At 72.1% G+C, this 22,736-nt stretch carries 22 protein-coding genes; 9 read left to right on the top strand and 13 right to left on the bottom strand.

Annotated elements, in window-relative coordinates:
- Positions 1-23 precede the first annotated feature (23 nt).
- Positions 24-1,868 (top strand): dihydroxy-acid dehydratase, encoded by a 1,845-nt coding sequence (ilvD, locus tag ABZ215_RS08185; protein ID WP_020421949.1) that lies wholly within the window; start codon positions 24-26, stop codon positions 1,866-1,868.
- Between the two features lie 58 nt (positions 1,869-1,926).
- On the opposite strand, the gene ABZ215_RS08180 is transcribed toward ilvD, so the two are convergent.
- The 4 genes from ABZ215_RS08180 to ABZ215_RS08165 all read right to left on the bottom strand — a co-directional run bounded on the left by ABZ215_RS08180 (position 1,927) and on the right by ABZ215_RS08165 (position 4,811).
- The gene (locus tag ABZ215_RS08180) at positions 1,927-2,547 is read right to left on the bottom strand and encodes a DoxX family protein (RefSeq protein WP_020421948.1); all 621 of its coding nucleotides are present in this window, start codon (positions 2,545-2,547) and stop codon (positions 1,927-1,929) included.
- A gap of 48 nt (positions 2,548-2,595) precedes the next feature.
- Complete coding sequence (locus ABZ215_RS08175; protein ID WP_237338452.1) at positions 2,596-3,072, bottom strand: serine hydrolase domain-containing protein; 477 nt, start codon at positions 3,070-3,072, stop codon at positions 2,596-2,598.
- A gap of 444 nt (positions 3,073-3,516) precedes the next feature.
- Positions 3,517-3,894 carry a VOC family protein gene (locus tag ABZ215_RS08170; protein WP_020421946.1) on the bottom strand — a complete coding sequence of 126 codons (378 nt, stop codon included), beginning with the start codon at positions 3,892-3,894 and terminating at the stop codon, positions 3,517-3,519.
- Between the two features lie 2 nt (positions 3,895-3,896).
- A complete protein-coding gene (locus tag ABZ215_RS08165; protein ID WP_027936446.1) occupies positions 3,897-4,811 on the bottom strand; it encodes a 2-hydroxyacid dehydrogenase in 915 nt (304 codons plus the stop codon).
- Positions 4,812-4,863: 52 nt separating this feature from the next.
- Between ABZ215_RS08165 and ABZ215_RS08160 the strand changes: the two genes are divergently transcribed.
- Entirely contained in the window at positions 4,864-6,054 is a 1,191-nt protein-coding gene (locus ABZ215_RS08160; RefSeq protein WP_354948696.1) for a PQQ-dependent sugar dehydrogenase, read from the top strand.
- Positions 6,055-6,326: 272 nt separating this feature from the next.
- Here the strand turns inward: ABZ215_RS08160 and ABZ215_RS08155 are convergent, their stop codons facing one another.
- The 4 genes from ABZ215_RS08155 to gatC are packed head-to-tail and all read right to left on the bottom strand — an operon-like array spanning position 6,327 to position 10,151.
- On the bottom strand, positions 6,327-6,833 hold the full coding sequence (locus tag ABZ215_RS08155) for a hypothetical protein (RefSeq protein WP_308191192.1): 507 nt from the start codon (positions 6,831-6,833) through the stop codon (positions 6,327-6,329).
- A gap of 14 nt (positions 6,834-6,847) precedes the next feature.
- Entirely contained in the window at positions 6,848-8,353 is a 1,506-nt protein-coding gene (gene gatB / locus ABZ215_RS08150; RefSeq protein ID WP_354948694.1) for an Asp-tRNA(Asn)/Glu-tRNA(Gln) amidotransferase subunit GatB, read from the bottom strand.
- A complete protein-coding gene (gene gatA / locus ABZ215_RS08145; protein ID WP_354948692.1) occupies positions 8,350-9,855 on the bottom strand; it encodes an Asp-tRNA(Asn)/Glu-tRNA(Gln) amidotransferase subunit GatA in 1,506 nt (501 codons plus the stop codon). Before gatA ends, gatB begins: the two co-directional genes overlap by 4 nt.
- Positions 9,852-10,151, bottom strand: coding sequence for an Asp-tRNA(Asn)/Glu-tRNA(Gln) amidotransferase subunit GatC (gatC, locus tag ABZ215_RS08140; protein WP_017987443.1), 300 nt, complete (start codon positions 10,149-10,151; stop codon positions 9,852-9,854). The genes gatA and gatC overlap by 4 nt, the downstream gene beginning before the upstream one ends.
- A 215-nt stretch (positions 10,152-10,366) precedes the next feature.
- Here gatC and ABZ215_RS08135 point away from each other — a divergent pair, with 215 nt between their 5' ends.
- Positions 10,367-11,020 (top strand): amino acid-binding protein, encoded by a 654-nt coding sequence (locus tag ABZ215_RS08135; RefSeq protein ID WP_027936445.1) that lies wholly within the window; start codon positions 10,367-10,369, stop codon positions 11,018-11,020.
- On the opposite strand, the gene ABZ215_RS08130 is transcribed toward ABZ215_RS08135, so the two are convergent.
- Positions 11,021-13,036, bottom strand: a complete 2,016-nt coding sequence (locus tag ABZ215_RS08130; protein WP_354948689.1) for an MMPL family transporter — start codon at positions 13,034-13,036, stop codon at positions 11,021-11,023.
- Between the two features lie 118 nt (positions 13,037-13,154).
- Here ABZ215_RS08130 and ABZ215_RS08125 point away from each other — a divergent pair, with 118 nt between their 5' ends.
- Positions 13,155-13,565, top strand: a complete 411-nt coding sequence (locus tag ABZ215_RS08125; RefSeq protein ID WP_020421938.1) for a MarR family transcriptional regulator — start codon at positions 13,155-13,157, stop codon at positions 13,563-13,565.
- 32 nt (positions 13,566-13,597) lie between these two features.
- Positions 13,598-14,521 (top strand): NAD(P)-dependent oxidoreductase, encoded by a 924-nt coding sequence (locus ABZ215_RS08120; protein ID WP_354948687.1) that lies wholly within the window; start codon positions 13,598-13,600, stop codon positions 14,519-14,521.
- A gap of 214 nt (positions 14,522-14,735) precedes the next feature.
- Here ABZ215_RS08120 and ABZ215_RS08115 read toward each other — a convergent pair whose 3' ends face one another.
- The 4 genes from ABZ215_RS08115 to ABZ215_RS08100 all read right to left on the bottom strand — a co-directional run bounded on the left by ABZ215_RS08115 (position 14,736) and on the right by ABZ215_RS08100 (position 19,336).
- Positions 14,736-15,227 (bottom strand): GNAT family N-acetyltransferase, encoded by a 492-nt coding sequence (locus ABZ215_RS08115; RefSeq protein WP_354948685.1) that lies wholly within the window; start codon positions 15,225-15,227, stop codon positions 14,736-14,738.
- A 239-nt stretch (positions 15,228-15,466) separates the two neighbouring features.
- A complete protein-coding gene (ligA, locus tag ABZ215_RS08110; RefSeq protein WP_354712462.1) occupies positions 15,467-17,587 on the bottom strand; it encodes an NAD-dependent DNA ligase LigA in 2,121 nt (706 codons plus the stop codon).
- Between the two features lie 11 nt (positions 17,588-17,598).
- Positions 17,599-18,303, bottom strand: coding sequence for a hypothetical protein (locus tag ABZ215_RS08105; RefSeq protein ID WP_354948683.1), 705 nt, complete (start codon positions 18,301-18,303; stop codon positions 17,599-17,601).
- 10 nt (positions 18,304-18,313) lie between these two features.
- Positions 18,314-19,336, bottom strand: coding sequence for a methionine synthase (locus ABZ215_RS08100; RefSeq protein ID WP_354948681.1), 1,023 nt, complete (start codon positions 19,334-19,336; stop codon positions 18,314-18,316).
- Positions 19,337-19,516: 180 nt separating this feature from the next.
- On the opposite strand from ABZ215_RS08100, the gene ABZ215_RS08095 reads away from it, so the two are divergent.
- The 4 genes from ABZ215_RS08095 (at position 19,517) to ABZ215_RS08080 (ending at position 22,608) form a co-directional block, all read left to right on the top strand.
- Positions 19,517-20,062 carry a hypothetical protein gene (locus ABZ215_RS08095; RefSeq protein WP_354948679.1) on the top strand — a complete coding sequence of 182 codons (546 nt, stop codon included), beginning with the start codon at positions 19,517-19,519 and terminating at the stop codon, positions 20,060-20,062.
- A gap of 85 nt (positions 20,063-20,147) precedes the next feature.
- Positions 20,148-21,188: an MBL fold metallo-hydrolase gene (locus tag ABZ215_RS08090; RefSeq protein WP_020422754.1), complete on the top strand. Its 1,041-nt coding sequence runs from the start codon at positions 20,148-20,150 to the stop codon at positions 21,186-21,188.
- A 239-nt stretch (positions 21,189-21,427) separates the two neighbouring features.
- Positions 21,428-21,595: a hypothetical protein gene (locus tag ABZ215_RS08085; RefSeq protein WP_354948677.1), complete on the top strand. Its 168-nt coding sequence runs from the start codon at positions 21,428-21,430 to the stop codon at positions 21,593-21,595.
- Positions 21,592-22,608, top strand: coding sequence for an acyl-CoA desaturase (locus ABZ215_RS08080; protein ID WP_354948675.1), 1,017 nt, complete (start codon positions 21,592-21,594; stop codon positions 22,606-22,608). Before ABZ215_RS08085 ends, ABZ215_RS08080 begins: the two co-directional genes overlap by 4 nt.
- Positions 22,609-22,736 lie beyond the last annotated feature (128 nt).

The raw sequence follows: 22,736 nt of genomic DNA, 5'->3' as shown, positions 1-22,736 counted from the left end.
ACGCCGGGCGTAACCTGGCTGCCATGCCTGCTCTGCGCTCCCGAACAACCACCCATGGCCGCAACGCCGCGGGCGCCCGGTCCCTCTGGCGGGCCACCGGGCTGACCGACGGCGACTTCGGCAAGCCGATCGTCGCGATCGCCAACTCCTACACCCAGTTCGTGCCCGGGCACGTGCACCTCAAGGACCTCGGCGACATCGTGGCCGGGGCGATCCGCGAGGCCGGTGGCGTGGCGCGCGAGTTCCACACGATCGCGGTGGACGACGGCATCGCCATGGGGCACAGCGGCATGCTCTACTCGCTGCCCTCGCGCGAGATCATCGCCGACTCGGTCGAGTACATGGTCAACGCGCACCAGGCCGACGCGCTGGTCTGCATCTCCAACTGCGACAAGATCACCCCGGGCATGCTCAACGCCGCGATGCGCCTGAACATCCCGGTGGTGTTCGTCTCCGGCGGCCCGATGGAGGCCGGCAAGGCGGTCGTCGTGGACGGCGTCGCGCACGCGCCGACCGACCTGATCACCAGTATCTCCGCCTCGGCCAACCCCGCCGTCGACGAGGACGGGCTGTCCATTGTGGAGCGGTCCGCGTGCCCGACGTGCGGGTCGTGCTCGGGCATGTTCACCGCGAACTCGATGAACTGCCTGACCGAGGCGCTGGGCCTGTCGCTGCCGGGCAACGGCTCGACGCTGGCCACGCACGCCGCGCGCCGCAAGCTGTTCGAGGACGCCGGCCGCACGGTGATGGAGCTGTGCAAGCGCTGGTACGGCGAGGACGACGACAGCGTGCTGCCGCGGTCGATCGCCAACCGCAAGGCGTTCGAGAACGCGATGGCGCTGGACATGGCGATGGGCGGCTCGACCAACACGGTGCTGCACATCCTGGCCGCGGCGCAGGAGGGCGAGGTCGACTTCACGATCTCCGACATCGACGAGATCGGCCGCCGCGTGCCGTGCCTGTCGAAGGTCGCGCCGAACTCCGACTACCACATGGAGGACGTGCACCGGGCCGGCGGCATCCCCGCCATCCTCGGTGAGCTGAACCGGGCCGGGCTGCTCAACCGGGATGTCACTGCCGTGCACTCCTCTTCGCTCGAGGAGTGGCTGTCCAAGTGGGACATCCGCGGCGGGTCGGCTTCCGAGGAAGCGATCGAGCTGTTCCACGCCGCGCCCGGCGGGGTCCGCACCACGGAGGCGTTCTCCACCTCCAACCGGTGGACCGAGCTGGACACGGACGCGGCGAACGGCTGCATCCGCGACATCGAGCACGCCTACACCAAGGACGGCGGGCTGGCAGTGCTGCGCGGCAACCTGGCCGAGAACGGCGCGGTGATCAAGTCCGCGGGTATCGACGAGGAGCTGTGGCGGTTCCAGGGCCCGGCGCGCGTGGTCGAGAGCCAGGAGGAGGCCGTCTCGGTCATCCTGAGCAAGAAGATCCAGCCGGGTGAGGTGCTCGTGGTCCGCTACGAGGGTCCCGCCGGCGGCCCTGGCATGCAGGAGATGCTGCACCCGACGGCGTTCCTCAAGGGCGCCGGGCTGGGCAAGAAGTGCGCGTTGATCACCGACGGCCGGTTCTCCGGCGGCTCGTCCGGGATCTCGGTCGGGCACATCTCGCCGGAGGCCGCGTCGGGCGGCACGATCGGCCTGGTCCAGGACGGCGACCAGATCCTGATCGACGTGCACGAGCGGAAGCTGGAGCTGCTGGTGGACGCCGACGTGCTGGCCGAGCGCCGGGCGAAGATGGAGGCCTCGGAGCGGCCGTGGCAGCCGGTGGACCGCCAGCGGCCGGTGACCGCGGCCCTGCGCGCCTACGCGCGGATGGCCACTTCCGCCGACACGGGCGCCGTGCGCGACCCGAACAAGTAGGCCTGACGAGAAAAGGGCCCCGGCTGCTCGCAGCCGGGGCCCTTTTCGTCGTCCGGGTTCAGCGGGCCAGCACGATGACCACGACGGCGGCCGCGGCGGCGATCAGCAGGAAGAACAACCCGAACGGCACCGGCCGGCGCCGCCACGGGGTGTTGACGTCCAGCGCGATCCGCCCGGAGCCGGTGAACAGCAGCGCGAACGCCACGGTCGCCAGCAGCAGCTCGAACTCGAACCCGTTCGGCTCGAAGAACCCGCCGCGCCACTGGACGTAGACCATGTTCACGGTGACGCCGAGGATCGCCGCGGCGCCGATCTGGGTGAACAGGCCCAGCACCACGAGCACCGCGCCGATCAGTTCGCTCAACCCGGTGATCCACGCGAGCAGCGTCGGCTGGGCCGTGTAGCCCATCGACTCCAGCATCCGCGCCGTGCCGTCGATGCCTGGGCCGCCGAACAGCCCGAACACCTTCTGCAACCCGTGCGCGCCGAGGATCGCCCCGAGCGCCAGCCGCAGCGCGAGCAGACCGAAGTCGATCCCGCCGTGGTAGCGGTTCACCGGCGGCGACGGCCGGTCCTCGACGTCGGAGAGCATGCTGGTGCTGCTGCTCTCGGTGGGCTGGTAGTACCCGGATTCCGTGAACAGGTTCTGGGTCTTCGACTCGTCCTGAGGGCTGGTCACCCGCGCAGGTTAGGCCATCCGTGTCGGATGCGCGACAGGTTCCGGTGCTCAGCTGCCGAACACCGACATGATGAGCGCGCCCAGCGCCGCGGGGAACACCTCTGCCGGGTCCGCTTCGCCGGTGGTCAGCGTCGCCGTCAGGGTGCGGCTGCCGTCCGGCGTGCTGATCATCAGGGCGCCGTAGCCGCCCGGGGCGCCGCCGTTGTGGTGCACGATCGTGCCCGCCGGGCCGAGGTCCTGCACCCACAGGCCGAGTCCGAGGTTGAGCTCGCCGTGCGGGGTGAGCATCTCGGCCAGCAGCGGGGCGGGCAGGAGCCGGCCGCCGAGCAACGCGGAGATGAAGGTGTTCAGGTCCTCGGCGGTCGAGATCAGGTCACCGGCGCCGGCCAGCAGGGTGGGGTTCTGGCGGCTGACGTCGACGAGGGTGCCGTCCTCGCAGCGGTAGTAGCCGTGCGCGTGCGGTCCGGGCAGGTCCGGCGAGGTCGCCGACACCACGGTGTCCGCGAGCCCGAGCGGCCCGAGGATGCGCCGCCGGGCCTCCTCGGCGTAGGTGTTGCCGGTGACGGCGTTCGCGCTGTCGCAGCCGCCGCGGTTCGAGCCGGGCGCCGGTCAGAGCCTTGCCCTGCGACGGGAGCCCCATGACGAACGTGCCGTCGGCGTCGAGCTCGCCGGTGTAGTTGTAGAGGCCGCTGGTGTGCTGCAACAGCATCCGCACGACCGGTCCAGCGGCCGCGGTCGTCGCGGACGCACATCTCGGCGGCGGCGAACCCGGCGTCGACGAGGGCCTGGACAGCCTGCCGCCGCTCGGGCCGGTCCGGCTCGGCGACCTGGACGGCGGGGGCGTCGACGTTCTGCATTGTGTGTTACTTCGGTATCGGTGCAACGTGGTCGATGCGACTACATTCGCCCGCCGGCCTGACACCGCACCGCCTCCGCGCTGACACGGTGCCTGACACACCCCGGGGTTTGTCAGGTGGTTTCGCGCTCGCCCGCGCTGCGCTCGATGCAGAACTCGTTGCCTTCGGGATCGAGCAGCGTGACCCAGCCGAGCCCGTCGGGTGTCCGGTGGTCCTCGTGCACGCGCGCGCCGAGCCCGAGAAGGCGCTCGACCTCCGCGTCGCGGGACCGTTCGTCCGGCATCCAGTCGAAGTGGACGCGGTTCTTCACCGTCTTGTCCTCGGGAACCCGGATGAACAGCAGGCCCGGCAGCGGCGCGGGCGCCTCGACCAGCACCTCGGGGTCGCCGGGCGAATCCTCGCCGGAGACCGGCCACCCGGTCACCTCGCTCCAGAACCGGGCCAGCTCGTAGGGCTCGGCGCAGTCGATCGTCACGTGGCGGAGGATCATCCCTAGTACTCTCCGTGCACGAGGTTCTGCGGCAGCTCCCCGCCGGCGTAGCGGGCGATCTCCGCGGCGACCACGGCGTACGAGCGCCGCTTGCTGCCCGTCACCGAGCCGGCCACGTGCGGCGTCAGCAGCACGTTCGGCGCGGTCCACAGTGGATGGTCCGCGGGCAGCGGCTCGGGGTCGGTGACGTCCAGCGCGGCCCGCAGGCGGCCCGCGGTTAGCTCGGCCACCAGCGCGTCCGTGTCGACCACCGGTCCGCGCGCGGCGTTGACAAGGATCGCGCCGTCGGGCATCGCGGCGAGGAACTTCGCGTCCACCATCCCCCGGGTGCGCGAGGTCAGCGGCACCATCAGCGCGACGACGTCGTGCGCGCCCAGCAGCGCGGGCAGCTCGTCCACCGGGTGCACGCCCTCACGCGCGCTGACGCCGACCATCGTGACCCGCGCGTCGAACGCCACCAGGCGGCGCTTGAGCTGCCGCCCCAGGTCACCGGCCCCGACGACGAGCACCCGCTTGTCCTGCAGCGTGTCGGTGGCGTGCAGGTTCCAGCGGTGCGCGGCCTGGTCGGCGGCGAACCCGGGCAGCTCGCGGTAGATCGACAGCAGCACGGCGACGACCCATTCGGCCGTGCTGCCGCCATGCGCGCCGCGGCAGGTGGACAGCAGCACACCGTCCGGCACGGTCCCGATCCAGTTCTCCGCGCCCGCCGACAGCAGCTGGATGAGCTTCAGGTTCGGCAGCGCCCCGAGCACCGCGTCGCGTTCCTCGGGCCGGTGCGCGCCGGGGACGAGGACCTCGGCGTCGGCGGCCTCGGGCGGCAGCGGCTCGCGCCAGCTGTAGCGGACGGGCCGCACCCCGGGCAGCTCGCCGAGCACGTGCAGGCCGTCTTCGTCGGGGACCAGAACCGTGACGGGCATGATCGCCACGGTACTTACCCGTCGTTCACCCACCGGCACCTAGGCTGGGAGCGTGCGTGTCGGGAACGGGAAGGCGCCGTGGTGGCTGGTGGCGGCCTGCGGGCTGCTGCTGACCGGCTGCGCGCAGTTCGACGACCGGGCCGCGAACCAGACGTTCGAGCCTGCCCCGGAGCTGACCGCCCCGGCCGGGCCGCAGCCGGAACTGCCCGAGGTGGACGGCGGTGACGACGAGTCGCGGCCCAGCTCGCCGCAGACGTCGATCCCGCCGCCGCAGGGATGCACCGACTACGACCAGTCGGTGATCGCGACGTGCCTGGACACCGTGTCCGCGCTCGCCGCGTTGCCGGACACCGGCGCCGCGCCGAGCGCGCTGGCCGCGGAGCGCAAGACGGGCCGCGTGCTGCAGGTGTCGAGCGGCCACACGCCGGCCGAGGTCATCCGCCTGGACGTGCAGGCGACCGGTGACGGCGGCCTGACCGGGCTGGCGCTGTCCCCGACGTTCGCCGAGGACCAGCTGGTGTTCGCCTACGTCACGACGGCCACCGACAACCGGGTGGTCCGCTTCACGCGTGGCCAGCAGCCGAAGGCGCTGCTGACGGGCATCCCGAAGGGCGCGACGGGCAACCGGGGCGCGATCATGACCGACGGCAAGGGCGCGCTGCTGGTCGCGACGGGCGACGCGGGCAACCCGTCGGCGGCGGCGGACCCGAACTCGCTGGCCGGGAAGGTCCTGCGCATCGACACGGCGGGCAACGCGGCGCAGGGGAACCCGACGCCCGGCTCGCGGGTGTACGCGAGCGGCGTGCACTCCCCCGGCGGCCTCTGCAAGGCGACGGACGGTTCCCGGATGTGGATCACGGACCGGGGCTCGTCGGCGGACGCGTTGTACGCGATCACGCCGGGCGCGTCGCTCGCGGTGCCGACGTGGACGTGGCCGGAGAAGCCGGCGCTGGCGGGCTGCGCGGACAGCGGCTCGGCGGTCGTCATCGCCACCTCGGTTGGCGCCAACCTGCAGGAACTGCCCATCACGCTGGACGGTTCCGTGGGCGGCAAGCCGAAGACGCTGATGGACGGCAAGAACGGCACCGCGTACGGCCGCTACGGCGGGCTGGACCAGATCGACAGCCAGTTCGCGCTCGTGGGCACCGTCAACAAGGACGGCGGCCAGCCGATTTCCAGCGACGACCGGGTCGTGCTGATCTCGCTGCAGGCCACCCCGAGCGGCGGCAGCGGCAAGGACTAGGAGCCAGGTCGGCGCCCCGGCAACGAAAGCCGACCAGCCCCACACCCGGAACCGCAGGCCGGCAACGCAAGCCCGAAACGCCCCGAACCACTCCCCTCCCGCAACCCGATCCCCAGCCCAAATCGGTTGCCGAGCCGCCGGGTCAAGGCACGCTTTCCCGCCTTGACGCGGTGTCTCGGCAACCGAACACTGAAAGATCGGGTTCGGGAGGGCACCAAATCCGGGCGTAGCGAAGCGAAGCCGGCGCAGTAGAAACCCGCATAGCGAAAACCTCAGGCCCGGCGGCGCAGCGCCCGAACGTCCAGCACAGCCGCCACCAGCGAGGCCAGCGCACCGAGCATCCCCAGGTACCGGCCGATCCCGGCGTACAGCCCGATGCCGCCCTCGTCGAGCAGCTCGCGCGTGTCCTCGTCGAACTGCCAGCCCATCGCGAACCAGCCGAGGACCATCAACAACAACGCGACCCCGGCGAAGATCAGCCACAGGTGCGGCAGCCCGGCGACGCGCACCTTGCGGAACTGTCCGAACGCGACCACCGCGACACCGGCGAGGAGCAGCAGCAACGGCCCGCACCAGGCGAGGAACCCGGTGGTCCAGGCGTCCCGCGCGACGTCGGAGGACGGCAGTTCCCGCAGGGCCTCGTCGACGACCTGGTTCGTCGCGGACAGGTTCGTCCACGGCAGGAACAGGGCGAGCGTGGCCACCACGCCCGCCCCGAACGCCGTCCACTCGCGCCAGCTGACGCGGGCCAGCGAGAACCGCTCGGGCTCTGCGGACACCTTCGACGGCATCCTCAGGCGCCCACCCGCTCGATGATCAGCTCGCGGACGCGCTTGGCGTCGGCCTGGCCCTTGGTCGCCTTCATGACCGCGCCGACGATCGCGCCCGCCGCCTGCACCTTGCCGCCACGGATCTTGTCCGCGATGTCCGGCTGCGCGGCCAGCGCCTCGTCCACCGCGGCGAGCAGCGCCGAGTCGTCCGAGACGACCTTCAGGCCCCGCTTCTCCACGACCTCGTCCGGCTCGCCCTCACCGGCCAGCACGCCCTTGACGACCTCGCGCGCGAGCTTGTTGGTCAGCTCGCCGGCGTCGACCAGCGCCGCCACACGAGCGACCTGCGCCGGGGTGATCGGCAGCGCGGCGATCTCGGTCTCGCGCGCGTTGGCCTCCTGCGCCAGGAAGTTCACCCACCAGCTGCGGGCGTCGTTCGGCTTCGCGCCCTCGGCGACGGTCGCCTCGACCAGCTCGACCGCGCCCGAGTTGAACAGGTCGCGCAGCTCCTCGGCGGACAGGTTCCACTCGCTCTGGATCCGCTTGCGGCGCGCGGCCGGCATCTCCGGCAGCGTCCCGCGCAGCTGTTCGACCCACTCGCGCGACGGCGCGATCGGGACCAGGTCGGGCTCCGGGAAGTACCGGTAGTCCTCGGCGGTCTCCTTGGTGCGGCCCGGCGAGGTGGTGCCGTCGGACTCCTGGAAGTGCCGGGTCTCCTGGGTGACCGTGCCGCCCGCGACCAGCACCGCGGCCTGTCGCGTCATCTCGTACCGCACGGCGCGCTCGACGCTGCGGAAGGAGTTGACGTTCTTGGTCTCGGTGCGGGTGCCGAACTCGGTGGCGCCCTTCGGCATCAGCGACACGTTCGCGTCGCAGCGCAGCGAGCCCTGGTCCATCCGCACGTCGGAGACGTCCAGCGCCAGCAGCAGGTCCCGCAGCGCGGTCACGTACGCGCGGGCGACCTCGGGGGCCCGCTCGCCCATGCCGACGATCGGCTTGGTGACGATCTCGATGAGCGGCACGCCGGCGCGGTTGTAGTCCAGCAGCGAGTGCTCCGCGCCGTGAATGCGGCCGGTGGCGCCACCGACGTGCAGCGACTTGCCGGTGTCCTCCTCCATGTGCGCGCGCTCGATCTCCACGCGCACGACCTCGCCGTCGTCCAGCGTCACGTCCAGGTAGCCGTTGAACGCGATCGGCTCGTCGTACTGCGAGGTCTGGAAGTTCTTCGGCATGTCCGGGTAGAAGTAGTTCTTCCGGGCGAACCGGCACCACTCGGCGATCTCGCAGTTCAGCGCGAGGCCGATGCGGATCGCGCCCTCGACGCCCTTGCCGTTGAGCACCGGCAGCGCGCCGGGCAGGCCGAGGCAGGTCGGGCACACGTTGGTGTTGGGCTCGCCGCCGAACTCGTTGGCGCAGCCGCAGAACATCTTCGTCTTGGTGTTCAGCTCGACGTGGACCTCGAGCCCGAGCACCGGGTCGAACCGCTCGACGACCTCGGCGTAGTCCATCACTTCGGCAACGGCGGTCACGCCGAGACTCCCTTCAGCTCCGGAACCCGGTCGATGATCGACCCGCGCGCGACCTCGTAGGCGGCGCCGACCCGGTAGAGCCGGTCGTCGGCGAGCGCCGGGGCCATGATCTGCAGGCCGACCGGCAGCCCGTCCTCATCGGACAGTCCACTGGGCACGCTCATGGCGGCGTTGCCGGCCAGGTTGGCCGGGATCGTGCACAGGTCGGCGAGGTACATGGCCATCGGGTCGTCGACCCGCTCGCCGATCTTGAACGCGGTGGTCGGGGTGGTCGGCGAGACCAGCACGTCCACCTTCTCGAACGCGGCCGCGAAGTCGCGGGAGATCAGCGTCCGCACCTTCTGCGCCGAGCCGTAGTAGGCGTCGTAGTAGCCGGAGGACAGCGCGTACGTGCCGAGCATGATGCGGCGCTTGACCTCGGCGCCGAAACCGGCCTCGCGGGTGGCCGACATGACCTCTTCGGCGCTGTGCGAACCGTCGTCGGCGACCCGCAGGCCGTAGCGCATGGCGTCGAACCGGGCCAGGTTCGACGACGCCTCGCTCGGCGCGATCAGGTAGTACGCCGGCAGCGCGTAGACGAAGTTCGGGCAGGACACCTCGACGACCTCGGCGCCGAGCGCCGTGAGCTGCTCGACCGCGCCCTCGAACGAGCGCTGCACGCCGGCCTGGTAGCCCTCGCCGCTGAACTCCTTGACCACGCCGACCTTGACGCCCTTGAGGTCACCGCGCAGGCCCTCGCGGGCGGCGGCGACGACCGGCGGCACCGGCGCGTTGATCGAGGTCGAGTCGAGCGGGTCCCACCCGCCGATGACCTCGTGCAGCAGCGCGGCGTCCAGCACGGTGCGGGCGCACGGCCCGGCCTGGTCGAGCGAGGACGAGAACGCCACCAGCCCGTAGCGGGACACCCCGCCGTAGGTCGGCTTCACGCCGACCGTGCCGGTGACCGCGCCCGGCTGGCGGATCGAGCCGCCGGTGTCGGTGCCGATCGCCAGCGGCGCCTCGAAGGCGGCCAGCGACGCGGCGGAGCCACCGCCGGAGCCGCCCGGGATGCGGGCGTGGTCCCACGGGTTGTGCGTCGGGCCGAACGCGGAGTTCTCGGTGGAGGAGCCCATCGCGAACTCGTCCATGTTGGTCTTGCCCAGGATCGGCACGCCCGCCTCGCGCAGCTTGCGTGTGACCGTCGAGTCGTACGGCGGGATCCAGTTCTCCAGGGTCTTCGAGCCGCACGTGGTGGGCAGGCCCTGGGTGGTCAGCACGTCCTTGAGGGCGAGCGGGACACCGGCGATCGGCGAGGCCGGGGCCTGGCCGCCGGCCAGCGCGGCGTCGACCTCACGGGCCGCCGCGAGGGCGCCCTCGGCGTCGACGTTGAGGAACGCGTGGACGTGGTCGTCGACCTCGCCGATGCGGTCCAGGTGCGCCTGCGTGACCTCCGCGGCCGACACCTCGCGCGCGTGGATCTTCTCGGCCAGCTCGGCGGCCGACAGCCGTGTTAGGTCGGTCACTGTTCCTCCCCCAGGATCCGCGGCACCCGGAAGCGGCCCTCTTCGGCGGCCGGCGCACCGGCCAGCGCCTGCTGCTGGGTGAGCCCGGGCCGGACCACGTCCTCGCGGAAGACGTTCGTGAGCGGCACGGCGTGCGAGGTCGGCGGCACGTCGTCGGCGGCGACCTCGCTGACCTTGGCGACCGCGTCCAGGATCTGGTCGAGCTGACCTGCGAAAACGTTCAGCTCGTCGTCGGTGACCGCGAGCCTGGCGAGCTTGGCCAGGTGCGCGACCTCGTCGCGGGAAATGTTGGGCACGCGGGTGACTCCCGGGGTGTGCGGATCGGTGTTTCGGTGAGTCACAAGTCTATGGCGGCGGGCCTTGCGACCTCGACCGGGTTGTGCACGGCGGGCTCGCGATCCGGTCTCGGTAGGCAGACGATGGCTCCCCGTGACGGCCTTCGTCTGTCACAATCAGCGGCCGGTTGCGCTCCCCGGCGAGGCGGGAGCGCCGGACCCGAGAGGGGTTCACGTTGTCCTTCCTGATCCGGGTGCAGCTCCCGGACACGCCAGGAACCCTCGGAGCGGTCGCGACGGCTCTCGGCATGATCGGGGCGGACATCCTCTCGGTGGACGTGGTCGAGCGCGGCGGCGGCGTCGCGATCGACGACATGGTCGTGGAACTGCCCTCCGGCAGGCTGCCGGACGCCGTGATCACCGCGGCGGAGAGCGTGGAGGGCGTCGAGGTCGACGCGGTGCGGCCGTACGCCGGCGTGCTGGACACCCACCGCGAGCTGGAACTGGTCGAGGAGATCGCCGCGCAGCCGGCCTCCGGGCTGGCCGTGCTGGTCGAGGGCGTGCCGCGGATCATCCGGGCGGGCTGGGCGATCGTGGTGTCGGTCAGCGAGCCGGGCGTGGACCGGCTGGCCTCCTCCAGCGCGGCGCCCGAGGCGCCGATCACCGATCTGCCGTGGCTGCCGCTGGAGCGCGCCACGATCCTGGACTCCGAGGACTCCTGGGTGCCGGAAACCTGGCAGGAGCTGGGCACCGAGCTGGCCGCGACGCCGCTGGGCAAGCCGGACAAGGCGCTGCTCGTCGGCCGCCCGGGCGGCCCGATGTTCCGGGCCGCCGAGGTCGCGCGCCTGGCGCACCTGGCCGGGATCGTCGCCGTCGTGCTCGACGGCTGATCACGGCACCTTCGACGGCCACCAGATCCGCCGCCCGACGTCCAGCGTCAGGGCCGGCACCAGCAGCGACCGCACGATCAGGGTGTCGAGCAGGACGCCGAACGCGACGATGAACGCGATCTGCGCCAGGAACAGGATCGGGATGACCGCCAGCGCCGCGAAGGTGGCGGCGAGCACCACCCCGGCCGAGGTGATCACGCCGCCGGTGAGCATGAGCCCGCGCAACGTGCCCTCGTGCGTGTTCGTGCGGAGGGCCTCCTCGCGCACCCGGGTCATCAGGAAGATGTTGTAGTCGATCCCGAGCGCCACCAGGAAGACGAACCCGAACAGCGGCACCGCCGGGTCCGCGCCGGGGAAGTCCAGCAGGTGGTTGAACACCAGCGCGGACACGCCCATCGTCGCCGCGAAGGACAGCACCACGGTCGCGATCAGCAGCAGCGGCGCGAGCAGGGCCCGCAGCAGCAGCGCGAGCACCGCGAAGATCACCACGAGGACGATCGGGATGATCACCGCCCGGTCCCGCTCGGAGGTCTCCTGCGTGTCCAGCTGGGTGGCGGTGGTGCCGCCGACGACGGCGTCCGCGCCGGGCACCGCGTGCACGGCCTCCCGGATGCGTCCGACGGTGTCGAGCGCGGCTTCCGAGTCGGCGGCGTCGGTGAGGATCGCGACGACCTGGACGCGGCCGTCGACCACGTTGGGAACCGCGGCGACCTGCGCCACCCCGTCCACCCGCGCGGCCTGTGCGACGGCCTCGCCCCGGCCCGCGTTGGCGATGATCGTGGTCGGCGAGCCGGACCCGCCGGGGAAGTGCTTGACCAGCACCTCCTGGCCGGCGACCGAGTCGACCGGGGTGAGGAACAGGTCGGACTGCGCGACGCCGCCCGCCTTGAGCTGTGGGACGAACGCGGCGCCCGCCAGCAGCAGGACGGTGGTGCCGATCCAGATCGCCCGCGGTTTGGCCGCGACGGCCTTGGCGATCCGGCCCCAGATGCCGCGCGACTCCGGGTGCGGCGAGCCGAGCTTGGGCCGGACCGGCCAGAACGCGGCCCGGCCGAGCAGGGCGAGCGCGGCGGGCAGGAACGTGACGGAGGCTGCGAACGCGGCGGCGATGCCGATCGCGGCGACCGGGCCGAGACCGCGGTTGGACTGCAGGTCGGAGAACAGCAGGCAGAGCACGCCGAGCACGACGGTCCCGGCCGAGGCGGCGATCGGCGGCAAGGTGGCGCGCCAGGCCAGTTTGACGGCTTCGTAGCGGCTCTCGGTGTCGCGGAGTTGTTCGCGGAACCGGGAGACCAGGAGGAGCGCGTAGTCGGTGGCCGCGCCGAAGACCAGGATGAACAGGATGCCCTGGCTCTGCCCGTTGAGGGTGAGGACGTCGTGGTCGGCGAGCAGGTAGACGACCAGGCTGGCCAGCCCGAGCGCGAAGACGGCGGAGACCAGCACGACGACGGGCAGCAGCGGGCTGCGGTAGACCACGACGAGGATGAGCGCCACGACGATCCCGGCGACCAGCAGGAGCAGGCCGTCGATGCCGCCGAACGCGGTGACGAGGTCGGCGATCTGCGCGGCCGGTCCGGCGACGAGGACGGTCAGCCCCGGCGGCGCCTGGCGGAGTTCGGCGCGGATCTGCTCGACGACCTCGCCGGGTTCGCCGCCGACCAGGACGGAGACGGTGAGTTCGAGGGCCTGGCCGTCCTGGGACGGCTGCGGGCTCGCGACCTGCGTGACGCCGGGGACGGCCTGGATGCGGGCCGCCGCCTCGGCGAGGAAGGCGTTGTCCTGGGGCGTGACGCCGCTGGTGCGCTCGGCGACGACGATCGCCGGGAGGGTCTGGTCGGTGCTGAAGGTGCGCTGCTCGTTCAGCGCGCGGGTGGATTCGGCGGACGCCGGGAGGAAGGCGGAGTTGTCGTTGGTGGCGACGTCGCTCAGCTTGCCCGCGTAGGGGCCGCCGAAGCCCCCGAGCGCCAGCCAGGCGACGACGAGCAGGGCGGGGACGAGCCAGCGTGCGGTCCTCATGGGCTAATACAGTCCTAGGGATCGGAGAGTTGTTCAGCATGCTGAACATTACCGGGAGGTGCGGTTGCCCGCAGAGGAAGGCCCGGCAAATCGGACATCGCTCGAGGGTGCGGAAGGGATGGCCTCCTGGCCCACCGGGCGGTTGCTGTCCGCGGCGGCGCGACTGGTCGAGCAGCGGTGGACGGCGCGGCTGGAGACGCTCGGGCTGTCGCACGCCGGGCTGATCGCGTTGCACACGCTGCGCGGCGGGCCGTTGTCGCAGCGCGCGCTGGCCCGCCGGTGCCAGGTGACGGACCAGACGATGAGCCGCACCCTGGACCGGCTGTCCAGATCCGGCTACGTCACGCGGGTGCCCGATCCGCTCGACGGCCGCCGCTCCCTGGCGCGGCTCACCCCCGCGGGCGAAGAGGTGCTGGCCACTTCGGAGCAGATCGCGCGGGAGGACTCGTCGGTGATCGGCGCCCTCGGCGACGACGCGGCCTTCCGGCGGCAGCTGATCGAACTGATCGGGCACCTGACCGGCTCATGACAAGTGTCATAGTCGCGCGCTAGTGTGCTGGGATGGAGCTGGGTTTCCTGGGGCTGGGCACGATGGGCACGCCGATGGCGCTGAACCTCGTCCGCGCGGGCGCGCCGCTCGTGGTGTGGAACCGGACCGCCGCGAAGGCCGAGGTGCTGCGCGCGGCGGGGGCGGCGGTCGCCGGGAGCGCGGCGGAGGTGTGCCGGCGGGCGGACGTGGTGTTCCTGATGCTCGCCGACGGCGCGGCGGTGGATGCCGTGCTGGGCCGCGGCGGGAGCGGGTTCGCGGCGAACGTCGGCGGGCGGATCGTCGTGCACATGGGGACGACGTCGCCGGAGTACTCGCGCGGGCTGGCGGCCGATGTCGCTGCGGCGGGTGGCCGGTACGTCGAGGCGCCGGTGTCGGGGTCGCGGAAGCCGGCCGAGGCGGGGCAGCTGGTGGCGATGCTGGCGGGCGAGCCGGGGGCGGTGGCCGAGGTGGGGCCGTTGCTGGCGCCGGTGTGCCGTCAGGTGGTGGAGTGCGGGCCGGTGCCGGGCGCGTTGCTGATGAAGCTCGCGGTGAACCTGTACCTGATCACGATGGTGACGGGCCTGGCCGAGGCGACGCACTTCGCGCAGCGGCAGGGCCTGGACTTGGCGAGGTTCGTGGAGGTGCTGAACGCGGGCCCGATGGCGAGCGACGTGTCCCGGGTGAAGGTGGCGAAGCTGGTGGCTCGGGATTTCGGGGTGCAGGCGGCGATCGCGGACGTGCTGAAGAACAACCAGCTGGTCGCGGAGGCGGCTCGCGGGGCGGGGCTGGCGTCGCCGCTGCTGGACGTGTGCCACGAGCTGTACGGGGAGACGCTGCGGCTGGGCCACGGCGCGGAGGACATGGCGGCAGTGGTGCACGCGATCGAGGACCGGACGGCCGCGATTGCTGCTGGTGAGGCCCCGGCCCCGGCGACGGCTCCCGAGCGCGCCGGCTGAGCCGCGGGTAGAGGCCATGGGGCTTGGCTGAGTTCACCCGCCGGTGAACGCGAACCGGCGCGTCACAGCTGCAGCCGGAAGGCCCGCAGCCAGAGGCCTGGCAGCGGTTCCCAACCCCGACCGCGACTGAAACCCACCCGCCGCAGAGCCAGGCAGCGCCTCACCCTCGTCGGCACCACAACCCTGGTGCGAACGCCCCCGGCGTCACTGCCCCCTACAGGAGCAGCCGGAAAGCCCGCAACCACAGGCCCGGCAACGGCTCCCAATCCCGTTCCGGCAGGCGGATGAAACCGAGCCGGGTGTAGAGGCGGTGCGCGGTCTTCATGGTGTCCAGGCTGGACATCACCACGGCGCGGGCGCCGAGGGCACGCGCCCGGTCGAGCACTGCTCGCGTGAGGGCCTCGCCGACGCCGCGGCCCCGGGCGGCGGGTGCGGTGGCCAGCATGCGGAACTCCAGCTCACCGTCGCGGGCGATTTCGGCGTAGTGCGTTCCCGGGTGGACGATCGTGACCGAGCCGAGCAGGCCGTCGTCGTCCGTGGCGACCAGGAGTTCGGCGTGTTCGGCGCGGTGGGCGGCGTCGGCCAGTTCGCGGACGTAGTCGTCGTCGGCGGTGATCAGGCCGTCCGCGAGGTAGGCGGAGGCGGTCAACTCGCCGATGGCCGCGTACTCCTCGGGGCGGGCCGGTCGGATGGACACCTCGCTCATCGGCCACCTCCGGCCGGGATCACTGCGGGCACAACGGCCGGCCCCGCAACGGGTTCCACCGGCCACACCACGGGCGCGCTCACCCGCGCCATCCCAGGAGCGCGCCCTGGCACTGCAGCGGCTCTCTCCGACCGCGACGTGCGAACGCACACCTCACTCACCAGCCGACTCCCCGGTCGACCTCGCCCCCGCCACCGCAGCAGGCCCACCCCTCCGGCCGCGGCGCAAGAGCAGCTAGCTCACTCACCAGCCGGCTCCTCCGTCGGCAGCGCCACCTCGGCGGCGGCCTCGGGGCCGCGGTCCAGCAGCACCTGGAAACCGCCCTCGTCGAGGATCGGGACCTTCAGCTGCACCGCCTTGTCGTACTTGGAGCCCGGCGCGTCGCCGACCACGACGAACGCCGTCTTCTTCGACACCGAGCCCGCGGCCTTGCCGCCGCGCGACATGATCGCCTCCTTGGCCTCGTCGCGCGAGAACGTGTTCAGCGAACCGGTCACCACGATCGACAGGCCCTCCAACGTGCGCGGCACCGACTCGTCGCGCTCCTCCGCCATCCGGACCCCCGCGCGGCGCCACTTCTCCACCACCTCGCGGTGCCAGTCGACGGCGAACCACTCCCGCAACGCCCCGGCGATCGTCGGGCCGACACCGTCCACATCGGCCATCGCGGCCTCGTCGGCGTTCTCGATCGCCTCCAGCGAGCCGAACTCCCGGGCCAGCGCCTGCGCCGCGGTCGGGCCGACGTGCCGGATCGACAACGCCACCAGCACCCGCCACAGTGGACGGTCCTTCGCGCTGTCCAGGTTGGCCAGCAGCTTGCGCCCGTTCGCGGACAGCTCCCCCGCCTTGGTGCGGAACAGCTCGACCCGCCCCAGCTTCTCCTCGTCCAGGTCGAAGATGTCGCCCTCGTCGACGACCACCCCGGACTCCAGCAGCGCCGTCGCGGCCTCGTAGCCGAGCATCTCGATGTCGAACGCGCCACGCCCGGCCAGGTGGAACAACCGCTCCCGCAGCTGCGCGGGACACGACCGCGCGTTGGGGCAGCGGATGTCGACGTCGCCCTCCTTCTGGTGCGCCAGCTTCGTGCCGCACTCCGGGCAGAACGTGGGCATGATGAACTCGCGCTCGTCGCCGGTGCGCACGTCGACCACCGGGCCGAGCACCTCGGGGATCACGTCGCCCGCCTTGCGGATCACCACACGGTCGCCGATCAGCACGCCCTTGCGCTTGACCTCCTGCGCGTTGTGCAGCGTCGCCATCGCCACCGTCGACCCGGCCACCTTCACCGGCTCCATCACCGCGAACGGCGTGACCCGCCCGGTGCGGCCCACGTTGACCTGGATGTCCAGCAGCCGGGTGGTCGCCTCCTCCGGCGGGTACTTGTAGGCGATGGCCCAGCGCGGCGCGCGGGACGTGCTGCCCAGCCGCCGCTGCAGCGACACCTGGTCGACCTTCACCACGATGCCGTCGATCTCGTGCTCGGCGTCGTGCCGGTGCTCGCCCCAGTACCGGATGTGGTCCAGCAGCTCGGACGCCTTCTCGACGACCTTCGTGTGGCTGGACACCGGCAGCCCCCACGCCGCCAGCGCCTCGTAGGCCTCCGACTGCCGGGCAGGCTCGAAACCCTCGCGCTTGCCGAGCCCGTGGCAGATCAGCCGCAGCTTGCGGCTGCGGGTGACCTTCGGGTCCTTCTGCCGCAACGACCCGGCCGCGGTGTTGCGCGGGTTCGCGAACGGCGGCTTGCCAGCCTCGACCAGCCGGGCGTTGAGCTCCGCGAAGTCCTCGACCCGGAAGAACACCTCGCCGCGCACCTCGACCAGGTCGGGCACCGGGTACTCGTCGGTGCCGGTCAGCGTCTCCGGCACCTGCTCGAGCGTGCGGACGTTGAGCGTGACGTCCTCACCCGTCCGACCGTCGCCGCGGGTGAGCCCGCGGACCAGCCGCCCCTTCTCGTACAGCAGGTTGATGGCCAGCCCGTCGATCTTGAGCTCGCACAGGTACTGGGTGGACCCGCCGACCTCGCGCTCCACCCGGTCGACCCACGCCCGCAACTCCTCCTCGTCGAAGACGTTGTCCAGGCTCATCATGCGTTCGAGGTGGTCGACCGCGACGAAGTCGGTGGAGAACGTGCCGCCGACGTTCTGGGTCGGCGAATCCGGCGTCGCCAGGCCCGGGTACTCCGACTCCAGCCGCTCCAGCTCCTTGAGCAGCGCGTCGAACTCGCCGTCGCTGATGACCGGCGAGTCCAGCACGTAGTACCGGAACTGGTGCCCGCGCACCTCTTCCGCGAGCGCGCCGTGGCGATCGCGGACCTCGGCGGGGACCTCGGTGACGTCCTGTGCGGCTGGAGTCTCACTCACAGTCCGTCAGCTTAGTCAGCACCACCGACAGTTTCCGGGCGTTCCTCGTCCAGACCACGGACCAGGTCACGCAGTTCGAGGAGCGTGATGGCGCCGGCGGGCTCGGCCTCGGCCGTCTCCACCCTGCGTAACCGTTCCGCCGCGAGGCGTTCGCCGAGCGTTGCGTCCAGCGGCAGGAACGTCATCGCCGACCGCGCGGCCGGGTCGAGTTCACCCAGCAGCGGGTGGTGGACCGCGACGTCGACCACCCCCTCGGCCTCGTCCACCTGCGCGGCGACCCGGACGTCGGCCAGCGCGACCGACCGCGTCCCGAGGTTCACCGTCACGCCCGTCGGATCGGGCACCGGCGGCACCGAGTCGTGGTACTCCCAGATCGCGTCCTCGGGCGGCGCGGCGGCCTTCCACGCGTCGGTGAACGGCCGCAGCGCCGGGTCCTCCTGGCCGCTCACCACGAGCGCGTAGATGGCCCGCTGCCCTCGTTCGAGTGACACGTGCAGGTCCGGGTGCAGCTCGGCGACGGCAGCGGCCAGCTCGCCCTCGACGCGCTGCGGCTCGCGGTCGCCCAGCGCCGCGCTGATCTCCGGCAGCATCTCCGCCCAGCGGCGCCAGAAGCGCTCCGCGGCGGCCACCGGGTCGTCCGGCACCGCCTGCTCCGGCCACGCCGTGCGCGGGTCAGGCAGCTCGTCCTCCGGACGCCGTCGTCGAAACCATCGCATCGGGTAGGTCCTACCAGCCTTCCGGCGGCTCCACGAACGCTTTGCCCAGATCCGTGGTCAGCTTCAGGGCGCGGCGCACCCAGTCCGCGGTCGCCCCGGCGAAGCCGCACGTCGGCGTCGGCACCGCGCGCTCGGCCAGCGTCGAGCGGTTGAACCCGAGCCGGTCGGCCAGCGCCAGCGCGGGCTGCGCCAGCTCCCGCAACGCGGGCCGCCAGGCCGGTTCCAGCGCAGGCACCAGGCCGAGGAACAGCACGGTCCCGCTGTCCCAGGCCTCCCCCAGCTCGTCGAGCAGGGTCGAGGGCGCTCCGCCGAGCAGCGTCGCGTCGATCGCCAGCGCACCCGCGCCCGCGGCGTGCAGGAGGCCGACCGGCGGCCGCGCGGCGCAGCAGTGCACGACGACCGGCTGCCCGGTCAGCTCGCCGGCCCGCTCGATCACGCGGCTCAGCAGTTCCCGCGCCTCCGGTTCAGGGACCGCAGGGACGGTGCCGTAGCCCGACGGGGTCGGCAGCGAACCGGCGAGCACGGCGGGCAGGGTCGGCTCGTCGAACTGGACCACGACCTCCGCGCCGGTGCGCGCCTTGAGCTCGCCGACGTGCGCGGCGAGCCCCTCCAGCGCCGATTCGGTGAACTCGCGCACCGCGCCGCGGTCGGTGAGCACGCGGTGCCCGCGCGGCAGCTCGATGCCGGCGGCCAGCGTCCACGGCCCGGCCAGCTGCGTCTTGATCACGGGCGCGGCACCCGCCTCGGTGACCGCGTCGAGGTCCCAGCGCAGCAGGTCCACCGCGCGCCGGTGGTCGTGCCCCGGGCGCGCCGCGACCCGGTAACCGCTGGGCACGACCTCGATCGCGAGGTCCACCAGCATCGCGGCGGTCCGGCCGATCAGGTCCGCGCCGACGCCGCGGGCAGGCAGCTCCGGCAGGTGCGGGAAATCGGGCAGCTCGCCGAAGACGACGGCGGCCGCCTCCGCCGGGTCGGCGCCGGGCATCGATCCCACCGCGGTGGCCGCACCGGGTGGCCAGACGTGTTCACTCACACCCCGATTCTCCAAGGCCGCCCCGCCGGTCGCGCCCCGGCCCCGCGCGCGGCCCGGAAAATGGCGCCGGGAGGAATAGCGGAAAGGTGTCGATATCGGAAAATCCGGTCAACCGGACATTTCTCCGCAATTCCCCGGTCGTCTCCCGTTCTTGATTTCCGCTGGCTAACCTTGACGGGCATGACGAGCGGTTCGCGGCATGCGGGCGGTGGCACCCTGTTCACCGAGCCCTTCCTGGTGGTCAGCCACCGTGCCGGGGCGGCAGGGCCCGGCGTGCGGGACCAGCACGGGCGACCGCTGGGAACCGTCGCGGAAACCGATCACGGCGCGTTCCGGAAAACGTTGTGGGCGCTCACCGGATCCGCCCGCTTCCGCCCGAACTGTTTCGCCGTCCGCGACTCCGGCGGAAGTGTCGTGCTGAAAGTGCGGGCACACGACTCGCGCTTTCTGGTGACGCGCGCGGACGGCACGCCGATCGGCGGGATCGCGCCCGACGGGCCGGACCGGTTCACGCTGTCGGCCCACGGCCGCCCGGCCGGGGTGCTGGAGCACCGGCGGCCGCGTGAGTTCAGCATCACCGACGCCGCCGGCCGGGAAGTGGCGCGCTCGGCGGAGGGGGACGGCCGCGACTACGTCGTGGAGGTGTTCGCGCAGCTCACGGATCCGCTGGCGAGCCTGGTGATCGCCGCGGCGCTGACCCTGGAGACCGCGCTGCGCCCGGGGTGACGTGGGTCTCAACCACGGCAGGTGGACTTTCCACCCGGGAAGTTCCAAAGTGAAATTTCCCGGTCGGAAAGGACGATGAGGTCTCGTGGAAGCAACTCCGGAAGGCAGCGCCGAGTGGAGCGAGCCCGGCCTGTACACCGTGGCACCGGGCGTGCACCGGATCCCGTTGCCGCTGCCCAACGACGGGCTGCGGGCCGTCAACGTCTACGCCCTCACCGAGGGTTCCGAGCTGGTGCTCATCGATTCCGGCTGGGCGCTGGACGAGGCGCGCGAGCAACTCGCCGCCGCGCTCAAGGGGCTGGGCGCCGAACTCGGTGACGTGAGCCAGTTCCTGGTCACCCACGTGCACCGCGACCACTACACGCAGGCGGTCGCGCTGCGGCGGGAGTTCGGCGGGCGGATCGCGCTGGGCTCGCTGGAGGAGCCGTCGTTGCGCATGACGGCGGACCCGGACGTGGTGCCGCTCATCGGGCAGATCCGGTCGCTGCGCATGTGCGGCGCGGATCCGGTGGCCGACGAACTGGTGCGGGTGTTCGAGATCCACGGCCGCAACACGGAGGCGTCGATCTGGGAGCAGCCCGACGAGTGGCTCACGCCGGGCCGCCGCGTCGTGCTTCCCGGCAGGCAGCTCGACGTCGTGCACACGCCGGGGCACACGGCCGGGCACGTCGTGTTCGACGACGGCGCGGCGGGGCTGATGTTCACCGGCGACCACGTGCTGCCGCACATCACGCCGTCGATCGGTTTCCAGCCCGCGGTGGCGGAGATGCCGTTGCGCGACTTCCTGGACTCGCTGCGCCTGGTGCGGGGCATGCCGGACCGGCGGATGCTGCCCGCGCACGGCCCGGTGTCCGACAGCGTGCACGCCAGGGTCGACGAACTGCTGGACCACCACGCCCAGCGGCTCGACGTCATCGCGACGACCATTGTGGACGGTGCCGCGACCGCGTACGAGTCGGCGCTGCGGCTGGGCTGGACGCGGCGGCAGCGCAAGCTGGACGAGCTGGACGTGTTCAACCGGATGCTGGCCGTCCTGGAGACCGCCGCGCACCTCGACCTGCTGGTCCACCAGGGCAAGCTGGCCCTGCTCGTCGAGGACGGCGTGCGCCGCTACTCGGTGGCCTGAGCGGGTCGCAGGGGCGGCCGGGCGCGACTTCGCGTAGGGTGGGTGGCAGCGGGCGGGTTCGGTCGCCGTCGACGCCGGTTGCGAGGAGCACCGGAACGGTGAACCTGATGCGATGCTGATGCTCACCCCCCGCTGTCACTGACTCCCCCGGCCGCCCCGTTGAGACGAAGCGCCGGCCGGTGGGCCTTCCACCCGTGGCTGCCGCGCCGATGGCGCCGGCCACCTGCCAAGGAGCTTCCATGATCCAGACCGCTCGTCACAGCCGTACCCACATCACGGTGCAGCCCGTCCTGTTCAGCCACCCCCTCGTCGCGGAGACCAGCCAGGTGGCAGCCGAACTGGACGTGGCGGCCGCACGCCACGTCCGCTTCGCGGCGCCGTCGTCGACGCCGACCCGGCGCCGATGACCGGCGCCACGGCGTCCAGAACCGGCAGCGACTACGCCGCCCTGTCCCGCGAGATCCGCGCCGCGGGGCTGCTGCGGCGGCGCCACGGCTACTACGCCCGCCGGATCACAGCCACGCTCCTCGTCTTCGCCGGCGCCTGGACCGCCTTCGCCTTCCTCGGCGACAGCTGGTGGCAGTTGCTGATCGCCGCGCTGCTCGCCGTGGTGTCGGCGCAGCTGGCGTTCCTCGGGCACGACGCCGGGCACAAGCAGATCTTCCGGACGCGCCGCCCCAACGACACGCTGGGGACGCTGCACGGCGGGCTGATCGGCATGAGCTACCAGTCGTGGATCTCCGGGCACAACCGGCACCACGCGAACCCCAACCACGAGGAGCACGACCCGGACCTGGACATCCCGGCGCTGGCCTTCACCCGCGGGCAGGCGAGCGGCAAACGGGGGTTCCTCCGCTGGATGGCCAAGCACCAGGCGGTGCTGTTCTTCCCGCTGCTCACGCTGGAGGGGCTGAACCTGCACGCCTCCGGCATTCGTTCGGTGTGGCGGGGTGAGACCAGGGCCCGGCGTCTCGAAGGCGCGCTGCTGGTCGCCCACACCGTGGGGTACCTCGCCGCTGTGTTCCTCGTCCTGTCGCCCGGCATCGCCGTGTTGTTCGTCGTGGTGCACCAGGCGCTGTGGGGTGTCTACATGGGATGCTCGTTCGCCCCGAACCACAAGGGCATGCCGACGATGACCGGCGAGTCGCCGGACTTCCTGCGCAAGCAGGTGCTGACGTCGCGCAACGTCCGCGGCGGCTGGTTCACCGACTTCCTGCTCGGCGGGCTGAACTACCAGATCGAGCACCACCTGTTCCCCAGCATGCCCCGGCCGCACCTGCGGCACGCGCAGCCCATCGTGCGGCGGTTCTGCGCCGCGCACGGGATCTCCTACAGCGAGACCGGTCTGGTGCGGTCCTACCGCGAAGTGTTGCGGCACCTGCACGAAACGGGCGCGCCGCTGCGGGCCGGGACCGTGTAGTGTCGGTGGTGCCGGGACTTCCCGGCACCACACCGGCCGCTCTTCCGGCCGGGGACGGGAGCGCCGACATGACGTCGGGTTCACCCACATCCACCACCACCCCCCAGCAATCCGGGCCGGGTCTGCGC

It is taken from the genome of Amycolatopsis sp. NPDC006131, assembly GCF_040614175.1.
GTDB lineage: Bacteria > Actinomycetota > Actinomycetes > Mycobacteriales > Pseudonocardiaceae > Amycolatopsis_E > Amycolatopsis_E tucumanensis.
The sequence above is the reverse complement of the archived record's forward strand: the minus strand, read 5'-3'. Positions and strand labels throughout refer to the sequence as shown.